This is a genomic window from Thorsellia kenyensis (assembly GCF_042432445.1).
Taxonomy (GTDB): domain Bacteria; phylum Pseudomonadota; class Gammaproteobacteria; order Enterobacterales; family Thorselliaceae; genus Thorsellia; species Thorsellia kenyensis.
Genome location: NZ_JBHLXE010000097.1, coordinates 16,622 through 35,529, shown reverse-complemented (window position 1 = coordinate 35,529; position 18,908 = coordinate 16,622). Strand labels below are relative to the sequence as shown.

Below are 18,908 nucleotides of genomic sequence, written 5' to 3'. Positions count from 1 at the left end.
ATTGATAGCATCTAAAAGGTCTGCTATTGCTAGAATTGTCATATTTCCCCCTTAATCCCCTAAGCCAGGTGGATTTATTTCTGAGTAAGTAATTGCTTCTAAAGATTCATTCCATTTTGCTAGTACTTGATGATAGGTGCCATCAGAGATTAATCCATTAATAGATGCCTGAATGGCATTGACGAGTTTTGTTCCTTTTTTTAGTGTTATTGCTATATTTGCGGTTTTGGGCCAACCTCCTTCAATTTGACCTACAAGCCGGGTTTTACCTGTTTGTTTAGCTTTATAAGCACCGGTAACATAAGGACCAAAGTAAGCATCAGCACGACCTGATAGTAGTGCCAGTGTCATTGCAGCATCATCTCTTGAATAAAAAGGCACGAAAGGTTCAAGTCCTTTTTGTTGATTTTCTTTATCCCAAGCAAGTAAAATGGCTTCTTGGTTTGTGCCTGCCCCAACAATGATTTTTAACCCTGCAATATCTTTTGCTTCTTGAATAGCAGTGATAGAACTTTCATTTTTAACATAAAATCCAAGTGTGTCTTGACGGTAGGTTGCAAAATCGAATTTTTCCTTTCGTTCCTTGGTCACGGTAATATTAGCTATTGCGGCATCATATTTACCAGATTGAATACCTAAGGGCCAATCTTCCCAAGAAGTCACAACCACCTCTAGTTCTTTACCTAAACTGGCTGCTATTAATTTGGCTAAATCAATTTCACTTCCTAAAAGTGTTTTATTATCCTCTGCAAACATATAAAGGGGTGGTGCATTTAATCCTGGTATAGCAATCGTTAATTTTCCCTCATTAACAAAAGTATAGTTTTGCGGAATTAACTTTATGGCATCAGGATTAATTACCGTAGTGATTTCTGCTGACGTTAAATGATTTGTGTTAGTATTCGCTGTTGTGTTTGCGCTTACGCTCATAGTGAATATCAACGAGAACAAAAGTGAATATACTCTTTTCTTTTGCATAAAAACCTCACTGTTTCATTTACATGATGGCTTGTGTCTATTTATCGTTATTAAACAAATTGATTAGGAGGAGTACTTAAGCCAAGATTTTCTCTTAGCGTCTTTCCTATATAATCTGTAGGATAAACGCCTCTTTTTTGTAAAATAGGTACGACTTGTTCAACAAATTTATCTAAAGTATCTGGAGTACCACCTTGAATAATAAAGCCATCAGCTGCATAGGAATCAAACCACTTGATTATTTCTTCTGCAACTTCTTGAGCTGTTCCTGAGAATAAAGGTCTTGGCGTTGCAGCTTCTAAAGCCACTTGTCGTAAAGTTAGTTGACGACTTTTTGCTTGAAGTTTGATTTCATCAGTGGTGCTTTTAAAACTGTTTTTACCTATGTCTTCAATTTCAGGAAAAGGAGCATCTAATGGATATTGCTGGAAATCATGGTGATCAAAATACCGACCAAGATAATTCAGAGCATCTTCGATTGAGACTAACCTAGCCATTTCTTGATATTGATTTTCAACGTCATGAGCATTTTCTCCTATTATCACGCTAACACCTGGGAAAATTAATAAGTCATTATTTGTCCGATTAAATGCTGCTAATTGGCTTTTAACATCTTTATAAAATTCTTGTGCTGCTTTTTGTGATTGATGCATTGTAAAAATAGCATCAGCGTGATTTGCTGCTAATGATTTTCCATCATCAGATGCACCAGCTTGAAATATAATGGGGCGTGCTTGAGGAGTCCTACCTATATTTAAAGGGCCTTTGACTTTAAAAAATTCGCCTTCGTGATTTAATGTATGCATTTTAGTAGCATCAAAAAACACTCCTGTTTCTCTATTGCGTATAAAGGCATCTTCTTCCCAGGAATCCCAAAGTCCCTTTATGACATCCAGATATTCTTTTGCAATACGATAGCGTAATGCATGTTCAGGGTGTTTATCACGAGAATAATTTAATGCAGAGCCTTCCAAAGGTGATGTGACGACATTCCAGCCAGCCCTACCTGAGCTTAAATGATCTAAACTAGCAAATTGCCTAGCAACAGTGAAAGGGTCACTATAAGAAGTCGATACAGTGCCCACTAAACCAATATTTTCAGTTAGACTGCTTAGTGCCGATAAAACAGTCAGCGGCTCAAATCTGTTTAAGAAATGTGGTATAGACTTCTCATTTATATAAAGCCCATCAGCAATAAAAATAAAATCAAATAGTCCTTTTTCAGCCAATAGGGCTGTCTCTTTAACAAACTTAAAATTAATACTGGCATCAATCACTGCATCTTTGTGGCGCCAAGCGGCCATATTACCTGCGGGGCCATGAATCATTGTACCTAAATGAATATGTCTATTTTGTTGTGTCATAATTACCTCAGTTGTCAACTTGAAAAAAGTTAAGCTATCGCTAGTGCATGTAAGGCTAAATTCTTAAAATAGTTTGCCGCAGCCTCAATACAGGACTCATCAGGATTAAATTTAGGATGGTGAAGACCAAATTCACTTTGGCTACCTATGCTTACAAATGCACCAGGGATGGCCTCTAAGTAAGCTGCGAAATCTTCTCCCCCAAGATGCTTGGAGGCTTGCACAACTTCATAACCTGACTCATGAGCAATTTCTATTGTTGAATTTGCCCAAAATGTATCATTAATTAAGGTGTTTGGCCCTTTGATGAATTTTAAATCAACACTGGCTCTTGAAGTTAATTCCATCCCTTTACACGCAAGTTTTAAAGCTTCTTTTATTGTTTGACGGATTTTTTCATTATGAGTTCTTAGCGTTCCTTCAAGTTCAACTTCTTCTGGAATTACATTCCAAGTATTGCCTCCGCTGATACGAGTAATGCTTAAAACGGCTGTTTCATTAGTATTAATTTGCCTAGTTATTATGCTTTGAAACTGATTAATAAGCTGTGCGCTGATAACAATTGGATCAATACCCTCTTGTGGTCTTGCTGCGTGTGCACCTTTACCGGTAATTTTAATAAGAATCCTATCTACTGATGCGTAAAAAGGCCCATTTTTGGTAGCAAAAGTACCTACAGGTAATTCTGGTTCGTTATGCATACCAAATATGGCTGAAACATCTTTTAATGCCCCAGATTTAATAATCGCCTTAGCGCCTTCAAATGATTCTTCTGCAGGTTGAAAAATAATTCTTACTTTGCCATTTAGTTCAGATTCTTTGTGCTTTAATGAGATTGCTGCACCTAACATAACAGCTATATGTATATCATGGCCACAAGCATGCATTAGGCCTTTATTCACTGAACTAAATGGTAAATTAGTTTTTTCTTCTATGGCTAAAGCATCAATGTCAGCACGTAATGCAACAATTTTGTCACCTTGACCAATTTCAGCTATTACGCCTGTTTCTAGGGAGTAGTCAGCAATTTTTATGTTTGCTTGAGTTAACCATTTTTTTATACGTTCAGAGGTTTGATATTCCTGACCTGATATCTCAGGATATTGGTGCAGTTCTCTGCGCCATTGTATTAATTTTGCTAAACTAGACATGTTCACTCCCATTTTTTAATACTTACTATTAGAGGCAATTCTTTAGATGTAAGATCTCTCATATCAAATGACTTCAGCTTCTAAGTGACGTAATGCAGTGTTTACATATTCGGCTAATAACTTAAGCGTCTTTTTTCTAACAGATTGCGATGCGAGAGGGATCTCAACAATAAATTCATCAATCTTATAAGTTTCCTGCATAGCTTTGAGTTTTTGATATACTTCCTGGGCTGTACCACTAATAACCGTGTTATCTCTTCTTTCCAGGCGTTTTATTGTTCTGCCTGCTTGTTCAGCAAAGGACAAGGCTTGATTTTTTGTTTGTACTGTGATGCGTTGACCATTATCCAGTTCAACTCCCCACATCTCTATACTTTGTGCTAATTTTTTGGCCTGCTCACTTTTTTCATCTATGATCACTTGTACTGCGACTATCGTAGGTAGGGGGCTTAAAGACTGCCATTTTATTAAGGTTTTTTTTAATTTTTCTTTATCGCCATTAAGGTGAGCTGCGTATACAAAATTCCATTTTAATTTTCCTGCAAGCGTTGCTGATTCTTCACTTGCTCCTAGCAAAAATTTATCCGCAGGCAGCTTTGGCTCAGGGGTCACTTTTAATGACGATTCACTGGCTTTTGTATTTTTTATAGATGGCAAATTCACAAAATGGGAGGAACTATTTAAAGTTAAGTAGGCATTTAATTCTTCGATTTGTTCTTCAAAAGAGCCTTTTTTTTCTGGATTAATACCTCTTTGTAAAGCTTGAGTAGATTGAGGAAGACCGCCGGGCGCTTTGCCTATTCCCAAATCAATTCTTCCTGGAGCCAGATTTGCTAGTAGATTAAAATTTTCAGCAACTTTATAGGCACTATAATGTTGAAGCATTACCCCACCAGAGCCTAAGCGAATTTTTTTCGTTTGGCTTGCTAGCCACGCAACAACAATTTCAGGAGAAGGGCTTGCTAGTGATAAACTATTGTGATGTTCTGCTATCCAAAAGCGGTTGTAGCCTAAATCATCTGCTAATTTTGCTAACTCAAGAGTATTTTTAAGCGCATCTTCTGCATGCCTTTCTTCTTCAATTGGGCATTTATCTAGTACGCTTAATTTAAGTATTGTCTTGTCACTTAGTTGTATGCTCATAAAATGGACTCCTTTGTCAGAAAATAAATACTCAATGAGTAACTTAATTGTTTTATTCAGGTTAAGAACATTCTGATTACTATACGTACAGTTATACATGACATCTTCTGAGTGAAAAAATAGTTTAATGTTATGATTGATAATAATAGGTTATCAAGTTGTTTAACTGCATGTTTAATAATCACTTTTATTCGAGAGAATAAAAAAAGAGCAAAAGATATAGTTGTTTTTAGGTAAAATTAACTAGGTTACTGGAAGTAATTTTGAAAAAAAATTGAAGTTTTTCTTAAACGAGACTACATAAAAAGGCATAACGCTTAAAGGCGCGTGTTCGTCATCTATTTGGATTTAAATTCAATGGCGTTAAGCCTCATATTGGACGCAGTGAACTTTAGCAACGACACTCCGCGTGTCCTGTGAACGCTAACGAAAAGAAGTTAGCTTGCTGTATTAAAGATAAAGGTAGGTCAACTAGTATCGATTAGCAAGAACAGGTAATAAATCCATCCTAACTGCAGTATTTAAGTGGCAATGTAGAAAGCCTAGGGATAAAAGGCGAAATAAAATCGTCAGATAAGAGATAAGAAGTCGAATGAAGATGAACTACCAATGAAATGTCGTTATGGGTAATTGAGAATTAACAGTACTATTTGCGTAAATAGCATTAGCAATGTCAAATGTAACTTGCAGATCATTTATTGATCAGTACTTCGGCATAAAGATTGCTAGATCTTTTCTTAGACTTTGATATGGAACTCAAAAATATGTCGCTTTAATACTAAATGAAAAGCTTTATCGGCAACACCTCAAGGATAAATAATGATGCAAAGCGCATTGATAGATTGCCTCTGCGAAATGAGCAAGCATCTATGATGGATGTAGAGTGATGGGCAATACTTAAAATGTTACGATGGATAAGAATATTTTAGCTGTAAACTGTGAGTTTGGGGTAAAGAATGTATTAAATTACTTTATATTTAAAAGTGAAACAAACACAAAATGCTTTTATGCAGCGTGTTAATAGATCTATTGAGGATTTAGACAACTACCACCTAAATTTAAACTGAATTAACAAATTTTCTATTTTCAATCTAATTATTACTATTATCTGAGTTAAAAATGTGGTTATTACAATCTTGATTAAATGAGAATACTAGTTCTAGAATTTGATAAGCAGTGGAGTAACCTAGACAAGAAACAATGGTTTGAGCATGCATTTCTTGCAGAATGGGCATTTAATTTTATTTTTAGCGCGTGCAAGCATATTTTAATCTACAATTTATTCAGTAATTCATTAATTAATAAGAAAGATATTGGGTAGAATTAAAGTAATTCAAAAATCAATTCAAATAACACAAAGTAACTTAAATTCAACAACCTACTATTAAATTAACTCACCTCAAACCTTATATATTTTTAATGAATTACTTACTTAAATTGCTTCATGAGATTTTGAGAATGAAATTCATGGCGATCAAACATTTCTTTTGCTTCAATTTTTGATTGCTGCATAGACAATTTTTTTTCTAAAATATATCCTGTGTAAATAGGGAGAACTGAAAAAGCATATACTACTGCAAAGTGGCCAGTCCATCTAAAAAACTCATCTAATATTATTAACACCATTATCTCCCAGATCATTATGATAAATAATCCAATAAGGAAACGAGTAATGCGTGAATAGTTAGCATAGTAACTTAAAAAACCAGTTAACGATTTTTCTTGTGGGGTTTTACAAATGAAATATAAACCTAAAATAACATATCTCTTTGACTTACTCGAAAATAAGAAAAGGATGCCCCATACACAAAAAACAAGAATGAGCATAGCTACTATGAATTCTGGAGTTGCCGTGCCAGAATTAAAAAAGAAAGCTTTTTTATTAGCTAGAGGCAAAACAATAACAAAATTAATGATCACACTCACTATTATTTCTTTAGCCAAAAGACGATTAATATTCAACTCTAGTGATTTATCCTGATTAAATTCAATTTTATACTTAATGTAATCTGTATAACTGGTGAAGTAAGATTTCAAATTAATATAAAAGAGCACAGGAAATACTATCAAGGTACAAAGGAAAATAGTAAGTGTAAAATCCATATCTAAAAAATAACTAAGAAACACCGTTACACAAAAAACGATAATCGTAATAATTAATGAGGGTCTTATTGGGCTTAGTTTCCATTGTGTAATTTCATTAAATCGTTTTTTGGCCTCTTCTTCTTCTACTCGGTCAAAAAATCTCAGTGAAAAAATACTGTACGCGACATATCCCATGACATCATTAAAAATTAAAAATAAAAATACCAAAATAAGCAGAGGATAACCTAAATAAATAATAGATTGTGTTATAGAATCGCTGTTCTTTACTATAGAAAATGTAAAAAAAAGCAAAATAACAGTGATAATTATTGTTGTAAAAAAAAGATGTTTCTTTAAAAAATGTTCTAAGCTGGGAATCATATTGTGTCCTTTTGAAATAAAAAACCGTCACAATAGACATAGTGAATGCTTTTAATTTTATACTTGTTTATTTTATTTTATTTTATTTTATTGATTTAATCAGAGATGAACATAAATGCATACTAAAAATACTAAATTAATGGGCAGAAAAATCATGGCCTAATTTATATTTTTGGTTCTATATCTTTCCATTATATTTTCACAAACTAAAATAAGCAAGATCTTAAAAGGGAGGAGTTATAGAGGAGCTTAAGTGATTATAGAAAGATTTTTTTAGATTAATTACAAACTCATGACATCACCAAAAACATACTCAATGAAAATATTGAAGCATAATTAAAACTTAGCTAAATATCAAATGGCTATTGAAAATAGCCATTTGATAAAGCGTGTATCTAATTTAATGATTAGAGGCAGCAGAAGCACCAATACCCGTTTCAGCACGAACCATCTGTGCATGATATCCGGCCCTATCAATTTTCGCTCTAGGAGAATTATCAAGTAAAGATACTATGATTATAGTGAAAAAGGCTAAAGGCATCGAAAATAACGTAGGAGAACTATATTTAAAAAGTGCAGAATTAGCTGGATTGCCAAAAATTGATTCCCAAACAGCTGGAGAAACTAACGTTAATCCTACTGAAACAATCAGACCAACTAGTCCACCAAGTAAAGCCCCTCGAGTTGTGGTTTTTGACCAAAGTAGAGAAAGAATCAGCACAGGGAAATTAGCTGATGCTGCAATAGCAAATGCTAATGAAACCATGAAGGCTACATTGACCTGTTCAAAGACAATACCAAGATAGACAGCCAAAACACCGAGTACCAATGTGGTATATTTGGAGACTTTCATTTCTGATTCACTACTTGCTTTGCCCTTTTTGAATACCTGTGAGTATAGGTCATGTGAAACAGCTGATGCCCCTGATAATGCAAGACCTGCAACTACTGCTAATATAGTAGCAAAAGTCACCGCAGACATAAAGCCAAGGAAATAGTTGCCTCCTACGGCGTGAGATAAATGTACTGCAGCCATGTTATTATTTCCTAATAACTGGCCTAAATTATTAGGATCCAGATACTCAGGATTCGTGGCTACAAAGTAAATAGCACCAAATCCAATGATGAACGTAAGAATATAGAAATATCCTATCCAAGTAGTTGCCCAAAATACAGATTTCCTTGCCTCTTTAGCATTTGGTACGGTAAAAAAGCGCATCAAAATATGAGGAAGGCCGGCTGTACCAAACATCAAAGCCATACCAAAAGAGATCCCAGAAATAGGGTCTTTGATGAATCCACCTGGAGCCATGATAGCCTCACCTTTTTGTGTTGCGACTTCTTCTATGGTTTTACCAGCTTCTGCCGCCGCTTGTGCCACACTAGGATCTTGAATAAACATCGCTGTTTTAGTATTTACTGCCTCAGTAAATAACGCAAGTATATTAAAATCAAAATGCAAAAGTACCATAATTGACATGAACGTTGCGCCACTTAATAATAGACATGCTTTAATAATTTGCACCCATGTTGTTGCAGTCATCCCCCCAAACAATACATATACAATCATCAATACCCCAACCAATATAACAGCATAATTGTAGGGTAGTCCAAAGAGTAGTTTGATAAGTCCACCAGCACCAACCATTTGAGCAATCAAATAGAAGATAACCACAAAAAAGGTGCTGAGTGCGGCAAATGCTCGGATAGGGGTAGTTGCAAAACGATAACCTGCAACATCAGCGAAGGTAAATTTCCCCAGATTTCTTAACCTATCAGCCATTAAAAACATTATGATAGGCCAACCTACCAAGAAGCCAACTGAATAAATGAGCCCATCAAATCCACTTAACATTACCATGGAAGATATACCCAAGAAGGAAGCTGCTGACATAAAATCGCCTGCAATAGCTAAACCATTTTGAAAACCTGTAATTCCACCACCGGCAGTATAAAAATCTGAGGCTGTTTTAGTTCTAGCAGCCGCCCATTTCGTTATCCCTAAAGTGAATAACACAAAAAGTGCGAACATGATAATAGCAGCATAATTTAGAGGTCTTTTTTCAGCACCTCCTAAATCGATACCATCAGCGAGAACAAAAGCAGAGCCACCTAAGATAACTAGAGAGAGTAATATTTTAAAATGGATCATTTTTTATCCCCTTCTACATTTTCGATGGCAGCTAATAACTCATCACGCATTTTGTCAAAAGGTCCATTAGCGTTTACAACAAAATACCAAGTCAATAAGACTGAAATAATGATTAGGCCAAAACCAACTGGTAAACCCAATGTGACTATTGAATCACCTATTTGCGTTGCTAGAAATTCTTTATTAAATGCTATTAAGCCAATAAAACCAAAATAGAATATCAGCATAAGAATAGTTAAAATGATGGAGAGTTTATTTCTCTTTGTGACAAGTTCCTTAAATTTAGGGTGATTAATGATGAGTTCAGTTCGATCTGTTTGATTTACGGCCTTTGTAGCTTGCATATACCCTCGCTTACTAACCCAATATTCTCGTGTTAGGTGTTAATATTAAATAAAACATCTAAAAATGTTTCATAGTAAATATACGTAAGCCCTTTGAGTAAGTGTTTTTTATTTATACGAAGTGCAAAGAAGATCACATTTATAGTGAATTTTTAACCAAAAAATAACAATTTCATCACACTTTTAGTGATGAACTATTTTTAGTTTTGGTTTTTTATTTCATTAATCGCAATTTTTTGAGAGGGAAATCAGTTATCGCTGATAAAATTTGAAAAAACACATTTTTTTAGTTTTTTTATTTCTAATAATTTAGTTCTGATATTTTTTTGATGCACTTTTTTTCAATGGTTTCTAATACAACTAAATATTACATTAAAAAAACACTTATAACGTCTGGCAAATTTATATAGATAAGCACTTGTTTTATTTTGATATTTCCATCATTTGGACTAAAGAATGGTATGACTATAAATCCCTTTTCCCCTTAACTTAATAGAAAAATCACATTCAACTAAAAGACAATTTTTAAATTATTTAATCTCTATGCTTAAGTCTGACAATGACTTCAAAATGTTTGGTATGAGGGAAAAAATCAAATAATTGGATTATCTGAATTGTATAATTTGGCAATAGAGATAAATCCTCTTTAAGTGAATCAATATTACAGCTAGAATAAATTACATGAGGTATTTTTGATAAATTTATCATTTGAATTAAAGATTTACCCACCCCTCTTCTTGGAGGATTAACAACCAATAAATCAGGAAGTTCTGCTTTGCTTATGTTCTCAGCGAAAAGCGTAGAATCTAATGCACTAAATGAAATATCATTTAATTGTAGTTCTTTTGCTGTTCGCATAGCACTTGTAATCGCATTTGGCTCAATTTCAATTCCGTTAAGATGGCTTTTTATATTTTCTTTTTTTAGTTCGTTCAAAATAGTCAGGCCAAATCCACCCACGCCACAAAATAAATCCCAAACTCTTTGTGGTTTTATTGCGACTGCCATCTGACTTGCTTGTAAATATAATTTTTGCGCTAATTCAGGATGTGTTTGAAAAAAACTTTTAGGATTGATATAGAGAGGGACCTCATTAAGGACTTCTCTAAGTGCTTTTTCTTCAGTAAGCACAATTTCTTTTTCACCCTCTAAAATAGCTTGATGTATAGGTTGAATATTAGCACTCACCACTTTTAAATTAGGAAGTGCGTCAAATAACTCAGCAAGATGTTCTTTCATCCGTTCAACTTTTATCTCGTCATTCAAAACAAATCTTATCATCAATTCATTGGTTGAATAGGTTTGTGTTATCAAAATGTATTTTAAACGACCTTTTTTCTTTGGGATATTATATGGTACAAGTCCCACCTTTAAAACAAAAGCTTTTAGTGCAGCAAATGAGGAAATTATTTCTTTTGTGTACAACGCACAATTCGTTAAATCAATCCCCTCTCCCTGCTCGTTTTGCAGACCGAAGATAACACGTTGCACCTCGCCACTAACTACCATTTTAGCTTTGTATCTAAACCCCTTAATATTAGATGAATGAGGGGGTAATATCTCTGTATTTGTATCAATATGCGAAGAGAGTTTATTAACTAAATCAAACTGTTTTGATAAGAGTTGATTCTCATAAGCAATGGGGAGTAAATTACACGATCTGCATAAACCCTGGGTATACTCAGGGCAGTCTAAAAAGGTTTCTTCAGTCACAACAATTCCTAATTAGCCCTATTGCTAGGGCAATACATTTAATGTCATTATTTTAATTTGCCAATTTTAAGTGTTTTAATTCTTTAAAACGTCTTTTTTCATTACGAGATAATACCCACCACGCGAAGAAACCTGCAAAACCGATAACCAGCAGAATTATCGTAGCTAACGCATTAATTTTAGGTGACACGCCTAGCTTAACACTCGAAAAAATCCACATAGGTAGTGTTGTTGAACCCGGGCCAGAGACAAAACTGGAAATAACAACATCATCTAGAGATAAGGTGAATGCTAGCATAAAACCAGCTAATAAGGCTGGATAAATCATAGGTAAGGTAATTTTAAAAAAAACAGTCAAAGGACCTGCGCCTAAATCCGCAGCGGCCTCTTCATAAGTTTTGTCCATTTCTCTAAGCCTAGCACTTATTACCACAGCCACATAGGCTGTACAAAAAGTCACATGGGCTAACCATATAGTCATCATTCCCCTTGAAGCGGGAAAACCGAAAAGTTCTCCTAAGGAAACAAACAAAAGCAATAAAGAAAGCCCGGTAATGACATCAGGCATGACTAATGGCGCGGTTATCATGAATGCAAAAGCATTCTCTCCTCTAAATTTACCTAGTCTAACCAGTACAATCGCTGCAAGTAACCCTAAAATGACCGCTGCAATGGCTGATGTTGATGCAATAGTCAAACTTCTTAAAATGGCTTGATGTAACTCGGCATCTTTGAATAATTCCCCATACCATTTAGTAGACCATCCAGCCCAAACTGTCACAAGTTTGGAACTATTAAACGAGTAAATAACTAAAAAAATCATCGGTGCGTATAGAAAACTAAAGCCTAATATTAGGATAAGGTAACGCCACTTAGATTTTACCACAGGAAGTTGCGACATTGACTCTTCCTCCTTAAGATAAATTGCGTCTTTGAAAACGATGAAATGCGATGATAGGTACTATCAAGATGAGTAGCATCACCACAGCAAGTGTTGCGGCCATAGGCCAATCCCTATTATTAAAGAACTCTAAAGAAAGTACCCCACCAATCAATAAGTTATTTGAAGCCCCTAAAAGTTCAGGTATGACATATTCTCCAACAGTAGGAATAAAGACCAACATTGAACCTGCGATAATGCCACCTCTTGTCAAAGGAAACATTACTCGTCTAAAAATGGTAAATGGTTTAGCTCCAAGGTCTTGAGCAGCTTCAATACACGTATAATCCAGTTTAATCATGGCGTTATATATAGGTAAAATCATAAATGGTAGATATGCGTAAACCATGCCAATCAACACTGCTGCATTTGTTCTTAAAATCTTAAGCGGTTCATCTATAACGCCTATATAAATGAGTGCATTATTTAAAAAACCATTATCACTTATGATCCCCATCACAGCATATATCCTAACTAAAAATGAAGTCCATGAGGGAAGAATGATAAGCAAAAGTAAAATATTCCTCACAGAGGCATGACTATTCGCGACAGCCCAAGCCAGAGGATAACCTATCAATATACATAAAACCGTTGTATAAAGTGCCATAGCCAAAGAATGTAGGTATGATTTTAAGTATAAATTTTCAGTAAAGACCTCTTTTAATAATGCGAAAAGCCCCCCCTCAACTTCACCATACAAGCCATCTTGTAATAATCTAATATAGTTAGAAAAATGGATGTAAATAGAAAGCACCCCCTCTTCTAGGTCAAATAAATCCGTATAAGGAGGCATTGCTCTAGCCAATTCAGCAAAACTTATTTTGAGCACTATGACAAATGGTAACGCAAAAAAAATGATAAGCCACGCAAAGGGGATACCGATGATTAAATTTTTATATGTAAATATCGTAAAAAATTGACGAAATCGAAATTTAAGCGATGAGAGGGAAAGTATCCCTTCTGAAAACGGTTGATTCATCTTGTCCCCCCTTAAGCTAAAAGAGCAACTTGGTTTTCACAGTCCCAAGCTAAAATTACCTTATCACCCCATGTAGGTGCATTTTTGCCTGTTCGTTCAGCATTTTGTAGCTGAGTCGTAAGCACATAACCGGTGGATAATTTTACATGGTAAATAGATAAGTCGCCTAAATAGGCTATTTCTATTACCTCTCCTTCAGCACAGTTAACCTTATCTTCTGGCAATTGATCCACAATTTTTACTTTTTCAGGTCGCAAAGCGATTTCAGTGGGTACACCTTCAACCACGACTTCTTGAATGGATAATTTGAGTTTAAAGGGAATTTGCTCACTTTCTAAAATATAAAACTCATCGAGTTCTTCAACTAAAATGCCTGAGTAAATATTAACAGAACCTATAAATTCAGCACTATAGCGGCTATTGGGATACTCATAAATTTCTTGCGGCTCACCTATTTGCACAAATCGACCTTCATTCATAATCGCAATACGGCCTGCCATGGTCATAGCTTCTTCCTGATCATGGGTTACCATTAAACAAGTCACCCCTACCCTTTCCAAAATGGAAACAACCTCTAATTGCATTTGCTCTCTTAACTTTTTATCAAGAGCGCCCATAGGTTCATCAAGCAATAAGATTTTAGGACGTTTAGCCAGACTTCTTGCTAAGGCAACACGTTGTCTTTGTCCACCTGAAAGTTGATGAGGCTTACGTTTAGCATAGTTTTGCATATGAACAAGGCTGAGCATTTCATCAACTCTTGTATTCACTTCCGCTTTAGGTAATTTATCTTGAATAAGGCCAAACGCAATGTTCTGCTCAACGGTCATGTGCGGAAACAATGCATAAGACTGAAACATCATATTGATGGGTCTTTTATGTGGAGGAATATCATTGATGTCTTGACCGTCTAAAAAAATATGACCTGACGTAGGCTTTTCAAAACCTGCCAGTACACGCAACAGCGTTGATTTTCCGCAACCTGATGCGCCTAACAGAGCAAAAATTTCACCTTGGTAAATGGTCAAATTTATATTATCAATCGCATAGTAATTGTCGAATGCTTTGTTTAAATCTTTAATTTCTAATATTGGAGAGAATTGCTTTCCTTTGGTAAGTTGTTGGTTCAATTTGGGTAACTCCCATAGCTAAAGTGCAAAAAAAGTAATACTTAATATACAATTATTAAGTCGCCCTTTACCACGTATTACGCGCAAGAGGTCACTTTATATTGATTTAAAAAAATAGCAAAAATTAATTGATGATCAGAGTCCTTTTGATTGATTTTTAGCCAAAAATGATTTTTTTACTTTTAAGTACCCTTTATTGAAAACTCAACTTTTAAATATCCCATTAATTTACTGCGTAAATCTATTAAAAAAGGTGCTAAACGTTAAGGGAAGGATTATCAGGGCAAACGGGTGAGTTTTAATCAATGAAGTTGTTCGCATTTAGTACCTTTAATAAATACTCATCTTGTATGCAGGCAACCATCCTTTTATTTTTAATGCTCGCCTTTAGTGTTTGCTCCTTTTTTAATAAGCTGATAGTGAGTTTATTCATGAAAGAAATGTTTTCAGCAGCATAACCACTACGCAAACTAAGCTCATCCTCTCTAAAGCTAACATCAAGCTGCCAATGTAGATTATTTTCTACCTGCCAGTGCCCTCTAATGACTTGAGCTATCCATTTAGCATCTTGATTGATTTCGCTTGAGATATAAAAACGAAGTTCTTCTGTTTGTGTGTCAGCCTGATTTTTAATTTCTCGAATGGATTTGACGACGATAATGCTATTGATAGATTTCCAATTTTCGTGGCGCTCCCTTAACCATTCTACCTCTGTTGTCATCCAGACATGCCTTTCCTCTATTCTGCCATGATTACCATCTACTTCATGAAAGAAACTATGTTTTGTATTTGTGAAATTTTGCTCTAATTCAGTTTTCAAAAATAGCCTGACATCCTCATTTAGACTGCCTTGATTGCCTTTAAGTGCCATTACATAATTTGCTTCTGACGAAACTATCAAACCGGCAATTGCATGCTGACATCCCATTGCATCGACAGTGACTGTTGCTCCTTTAATGTCTAACATTTTTATCAGAGTTGGGATGGCTGTGATTTCATTAGATTTATCTGAAACCCTTACCTGACCAAAACAAAGCTGATTTTCGACCGACCAAGCATTCACGAGGTGAATTGGGTTTGCATTATTCTTTTTATCCGCAGTCCCTCTGAGTGTTTTTCCATCAATGGCAATAATATCGTTACAATTTGTTTTTAATCCTTTAACCCATTGATTAAAACATTCTGTAAATTCAGCAGGTTTAATTCTGTTTAAAACGTCATGGAATGTATCAGCACTAGGGATACCTGCGGTTAAATCTAAAAAACGCGCAAAAAAGTCTTTTCTAGCTTGAGCATGCATAGAAATCGCTTCAACATTATCACATCCTGAAATAATAGCGCATAGGGTCATGCTAATGATATTAATAAGGGGATGTTTAACACCATAGCCACGTGGATCATTTAATTCGCTAAAGGCTAGGCTTATTGAAGTTGTATACTGTTCAGACAAATCTTGCATAATGGTTCCTTAATTATTCGATATAGGAATATTATAGCATTATTTCATATAACCTTTTAAATTGTGTAAAACTTACCCGTTTGCCCTGGAAGGATTATGCACAAAACTTTTTTAATTATTCGAAATTTGATATTATGTATTTTAAAGCTTTCTCATTAAAAGAAACCGAGTTAGTCTGCTGTATTAGACAGTAGATTAGATTGTTTTTTTATCGTTTCCTTGCTTTATTTTTCCTTTTGCTTTACCACCTACAGTTTAAATTTATTTTAGCTATTTTGTTCAAGGACAGTTCCTAATGCGTACTCTTTTTCTTCAAGCTCGCCAAGTAAAAATATTGATGATTTTTTTCTTATCTGTAATTCTTCTAACTGCATGTGGGCAAAATGACGAAGAATTCAAAGCGACTTACTTGCAACAGTGCAAAGGAGAAAATCCTTCTAGTATTAAGACTGCTGAATGTCAATGTAGTTTAGATAAAATGCTTGAAAATCACTCAATTGAGAGTCTCATAAAGTATGAGTCTGAGAGTGATGTTTCCCCTCTTTATTCTAGTCTTCAAAGCAACTCGCTGTTATATTGTGAATTACAAACCGTTTTTCAAACTACCTGTGAAAAAAGTAGTAAGGATTTACCCTTAGAGGTTGCTGTACCTTATTGCGCTTGTTCTTACGAAGAATTAGTAAAACACTTCTCTCCTAAAGAATTGAGTGATATGCATAAAGGAATCATCCCTGTGGCAGACAACTTTATTGATATTTATGCTAAAACAGCAAAGGCATGCTTAAGTGATGCATTAGACAGCTCCTTCTTGGAGTGAGTAGCCATTACATTTTATGAATAGATTCAATAATAGCACTGAATCTATTTATGGCTCGTAGTGCATTTTTTATTTGACAATGTGAATAATTTGCCACACTTAATTAAATGAAACAAAATTTCATAAAATAAATAAAAGTAAAATTATCTTACACTACATTATTTTATTGAAATTAAATTTCATACTAAAGATGATTAAGATTATTAATTTCACATGTTTCTTTTAATAATATATGTAAGTCAATGCCGACTTTTTACTTATTAACGATGAGGTTTATTTATGTGCGGAATTGTAGGTGCTGTAGCACAATCTGATATCACTGAAATTTTAACAACCGGACTTAGCCGCTTAGAGTATAGAGGATATGACTCTTGTGGAATTGCTTTAATTAATCAAGGGGAATTGCACCGCTCAAGGACCACTTCAAGAGTCAGTGAACTTATTTCTCAAATCGCTCAAGAATCACTTAATGGCACAATTGGGATCGCACATACACGCTGGGCAACACATGGGCAACCAACTACTGAAAATGCACACCCACACTTTTCAAAGCATTCAGATCAACTTTCGGCAAATATTGCCCTTGTTCATAATGGGATCATTGAAAATTATGATGAACTTAAAATTATGCTTGAGTCAAAAGGATTTGTCTTTGAGAGTCAAACCGATACAGAAGTCATCGTACATCTAATTAATTATCTCTATGTAGATTGTCTTAAAGAGGCCGTAACCGAGGCAATATCACACTTAAAAGGTGCATATGCACTTGCGGTTATGTGTCGTTCTGAACCCCATAGACTGGTAGGTGCTCGTCATGGTTCTCCTTTAGTACTTGGTTGCAAGCCCCAAAACCCAACAATTCATGGTAATTTCCTTGCCTCTGATGCACTTGCTTTAACTGGGGTAACAGATCAAATCATCTATTTAGAAGAAGGTGATGTAGTTGATTTACAAGCCAATAACTATTGGATTTATGACAAATCAGGCGCCTGTGTAACTCGGACCATCCACACTGTTCATAGCCAATCTTTCAATACTGATCTTGGTCCTTATCGTCATTTTATGCAAAAAGAGATCTTTGAACAACCAAGAGCAGTGGCTGATACACTACATGATATTGACTCTATCGATCCTGAATTATTTGGTTTACTCGCTAGAAAAAGATTCAGTGAGATAGATGGCATCCTTATATTGGCATGTGGTACAAGCTACTATTCAGGCCTTACTGCGAAATATTGGATAGAAGCAATCGCTAAAATAAAAGTTGAGGTGGAAATAGCGAGTGAATACCGCTATCGTCAAAGTGTTCCCTCTTCTAATACATTGGTTATTACTATGTCACAATCTGGTGAAACAGCAGATACCTTGGCTGCACTAAAGCATGCAAAAAATTTAGGTATGACCAAAACCTTAGCCATATGTAATGTTCCGACCAGTGCAATGGTAAGAGAGTGTGAGTTAGCCTATATCACGAGAGCTGGAATTGAAATTGGCGTTGCCTCTACTAAAGCATTTACTACTCAATTAACGGCATTGTACTTACTGACTTTAGTCTTAGCTAAATTGAAAGGGAATCTTTCGGAACTTCAAGAAATAGAAGAATTAAAACTGCTTAAGCACCTACCAGTTGCTATGCAAGAAATTTTAGAATTGGAGCCTAAAATCACGAAGTGGGCAGATAAGTTTGCCACAAAAGAACATGCTTTATTTTTAGGTCGTGGGATGCATTATCCAATTGCATTAGAAGGCGCTCTTAAGCTGAAAGAAATCAGTTATATTCACGCGGAAGCTTACCCAGCAGGTGAATTGAAACATGGACCTCTCGCTCTTGTTACTGAGGAAATACCTGTAATTGTCGTTGCTCCTACCGATCAATTATTAGAGAAATTAAAATCGAACATGGCTGAAGTGAAGGCTCGTGGTGGCGAATTATTTGTTTTCTCTGATGATGCTTCAAAAATTGAACCATCGTCAGGTATGCATGTCATTAAATTGCCAGGAGTATATGGCAATTTATCACCAATACTACATACCTTGCCATTACAACTTTTAGCTTATCACGTCGCAATTGTTAGAGGGACAGATATTGATAAGCCACGTAATTTAGCTAAAAGTGTTACAGTAGAATAAAAAATCAGTCGTCATTGATTTTTATTTAAAACTGCGTAAAATAAGAACGGCTCAACGGGGTGCTTAATAGGCTGAGATAAAACCCGTCGAACCTGATCCAGTTAGTACTGGCGAAGGGATTTGAGTCAGATGCTTTTATATC

General features: G+C 35.2%; 14 protein-coding genes and 1 riboswitch. Of the genes, 2 read left to right on the top strand and 12 right to left on the bottom strand.

Going from position 1 to position 18,908, the window contains the following annotated elements; genetic code table 11:
* Positions 1–51 precede the first annotated feature (51 nt).
* The 12 genes from ACFFIT_RS09250 to ACFFIT_RS09195 form a co-directional block, all read right to left on the bottom strand.
* Complete coding sequence (locus ACFFIT_RS09250; RefSeq protein ID WP_385877372.1) at positions 52–978, bottom strand: ABC transporter substrate-binding protein; 927 nt, start codon at positions 976–978, stop codon at positions 52–54.
* 50 nt (positions 979–1,028) lie between these two features.
* Positions 1,029–2,342, bottom strand: coding sequence for an LLM class flavin-dependent oxidoreductase (locus tag ACFFIT_RS09245; RefSeq protein ID WP_385877371.1), 1,314 nt, complete (start codon positions 2,340–2,342; stop codon positions 1,029–1,031).
* A 29-nt stretch (positions 2,343–2,371) separates the two neighbouring features.
* Complete coding sequence (locus ACFFIT_RS09240; RefSeq protein WP_385877370.1) at positions 2,372–3,493, bottom strand: amidohydrolase; 1,122 nt, start codon at positions 3,491–3,493, stop codon at positions 2,372–2,374.
* 63 nt (positions 3,494–3,556) lie between these two features.
* Positions 3,557–4,636 carry an MsnO8 family LLM class oxidoreductase gene (locus tag ACFFIT_RS09235; protein ID WP_385877369.1) on the bottom strand — a complete coding sequence of 360 codons (1,080 nt, stop codon included), beginning with the start codon at positions 4,634–4,636 and terminating at the stop codon, positions 3,557–3,559.
* Positions 4,637–6,064: 1,428 nt separating this feature from the next.
* A complete protein-coding gene (locus tag ACFFIT_RS09230) occupies positions 6,065–7,102 on the bottom strand; it encodes a YcdU family protein (RefSeq protein ID WP_385877368.1) in 1,038 nt (345 codons plus the stop codon).
* Positions 7,103–7,502: 400 nt separating this feature from the next.
* Positions 7,503–9,254, bottom strand: coding sequence for a cation acetate symporter (locus tag ACFFIT_RS09225; RefSeq protein ID WP_385877367.1), 1,752 nt, complete (start codon positions 9,252–9,254; stop codon positions 7,503–7,505).
* Positions 9,251–9,598 carry a DUF485 domain-containing protein gene (locus tag ACFFIT_RS09220; RefSeq protein WP_385877366.1) on the bottom strand — a complete coding sequence of 116 codons (348 nt, stop codon included), beginning with the start codon at positions 9,596–9,598 and terminating at the stop codon, positions 9,251–9,253. Before ACFFIT_RS09220 ends, ACFFIT_RS09225 begins: the two co-directional genes overlap by 4 nt.
* A 534-nt stretch (positions 9,599–10,132) precedes the next feature.
* A complete protein-coding gene (gene rlmC, locus ACFFIT_RS09215) occupies positions 10,133–11,311 on the bottom strand; it encodes a 23S rRNA (uracil(747)-C(5))-methyltransferase RlmC (RefSeq protein ID WP_385877365.1) in 1,179 nt (392 codons plus the stop codon).
* Positions 11,312–11,363: 52 nt separating this feature from the next.
* Positions 11,364–12,212: an ABC transporter permease subunit gene (locus ACFFIT_RS09210; RefSeq protein WP_385877364.1), complete on the bottom strand. Its 849-nt coding sequence runs from the start codon at positions 12,210–12,212 to the stop codon at positions 11,364–11,366.
* A gap of 13 nt (positions 12,213–12,225) precedes the next feature.
* Positions 12,226–13,230 (bottom strand): ABC transporter permease subunit, encoded by a 1,005-nt coding sequence (locus ACFFIT_RS09205; RefSeq protein ID WP_385877363.1) that lies wholly within the window; start codon positions 13,228–13,230, stop codon positions 12,226–12,228.
* 11 nt (positions 13,231–13,241) lie between these two features.
* A complete protein-coding gene (gene potG / locus ACFFIT_RS09200; RefSeq protein WP_385877361.1) occupies positions 13,242–14,360 on the bottom strand; it encodes a putrescine ABC transporter ATP-binding subunit PotG in 1,119 nt (372 codons plus the stop codon).
* 298 nt (positions 14,361–14,658) lie between these two features.
* On the bottom strand, positions 14,659–15,819 hold the full coding sequence (locus tag ACFFIT_RS09195; protein WP_385877360.1) for an ISAs1 family transposase: 1,161 nt from the start codon (positions 15,817–15,819) through the stop codon (positions 14,659–14,661).
* 295 nt (positions 15,820–16,114) lie between these two features.
* Between ACFFIT_RS09195 and ACFFIT_RS09190 the strand changes: the two genes are divergently transcribed.
* Together ACFFIT_RS09190 and glmS are read left to right on the top strand one after the other, a co-directional pair.
* Entirely contained in the window at positions 16,115–16,636 is a 522-nt protein-coding gene (locus ACFFIT_RS09190; RefSeq protein WP_385877359.1) for a hypothetical protein, read from the top strand.
* A 279-nt stretch (positions 16,637–16,915) separates the two neighbouring features.
* The gene (glmS, locus tag ACFFIT_RS09185) at positions 16,916–18,766 is read left to right on the top strand and encodes a glutamine--fructose-6-phosphate transaminase (isomerizing) (protein ID WP_385877358.1); all 1,851 of its coding nucleotides are present in this window, start codon (positions 16,916–16,918) and stop codon (positions 18,764–18,766) included.
* Between the two features lie 45 nt (positions 18,767–18,811).
* Positions 18,812–18,903: riboswitch (TPP riboswitch) on the top strand.
* Positions 18,904–18,908: the final 5 nt, after the last annotated feature.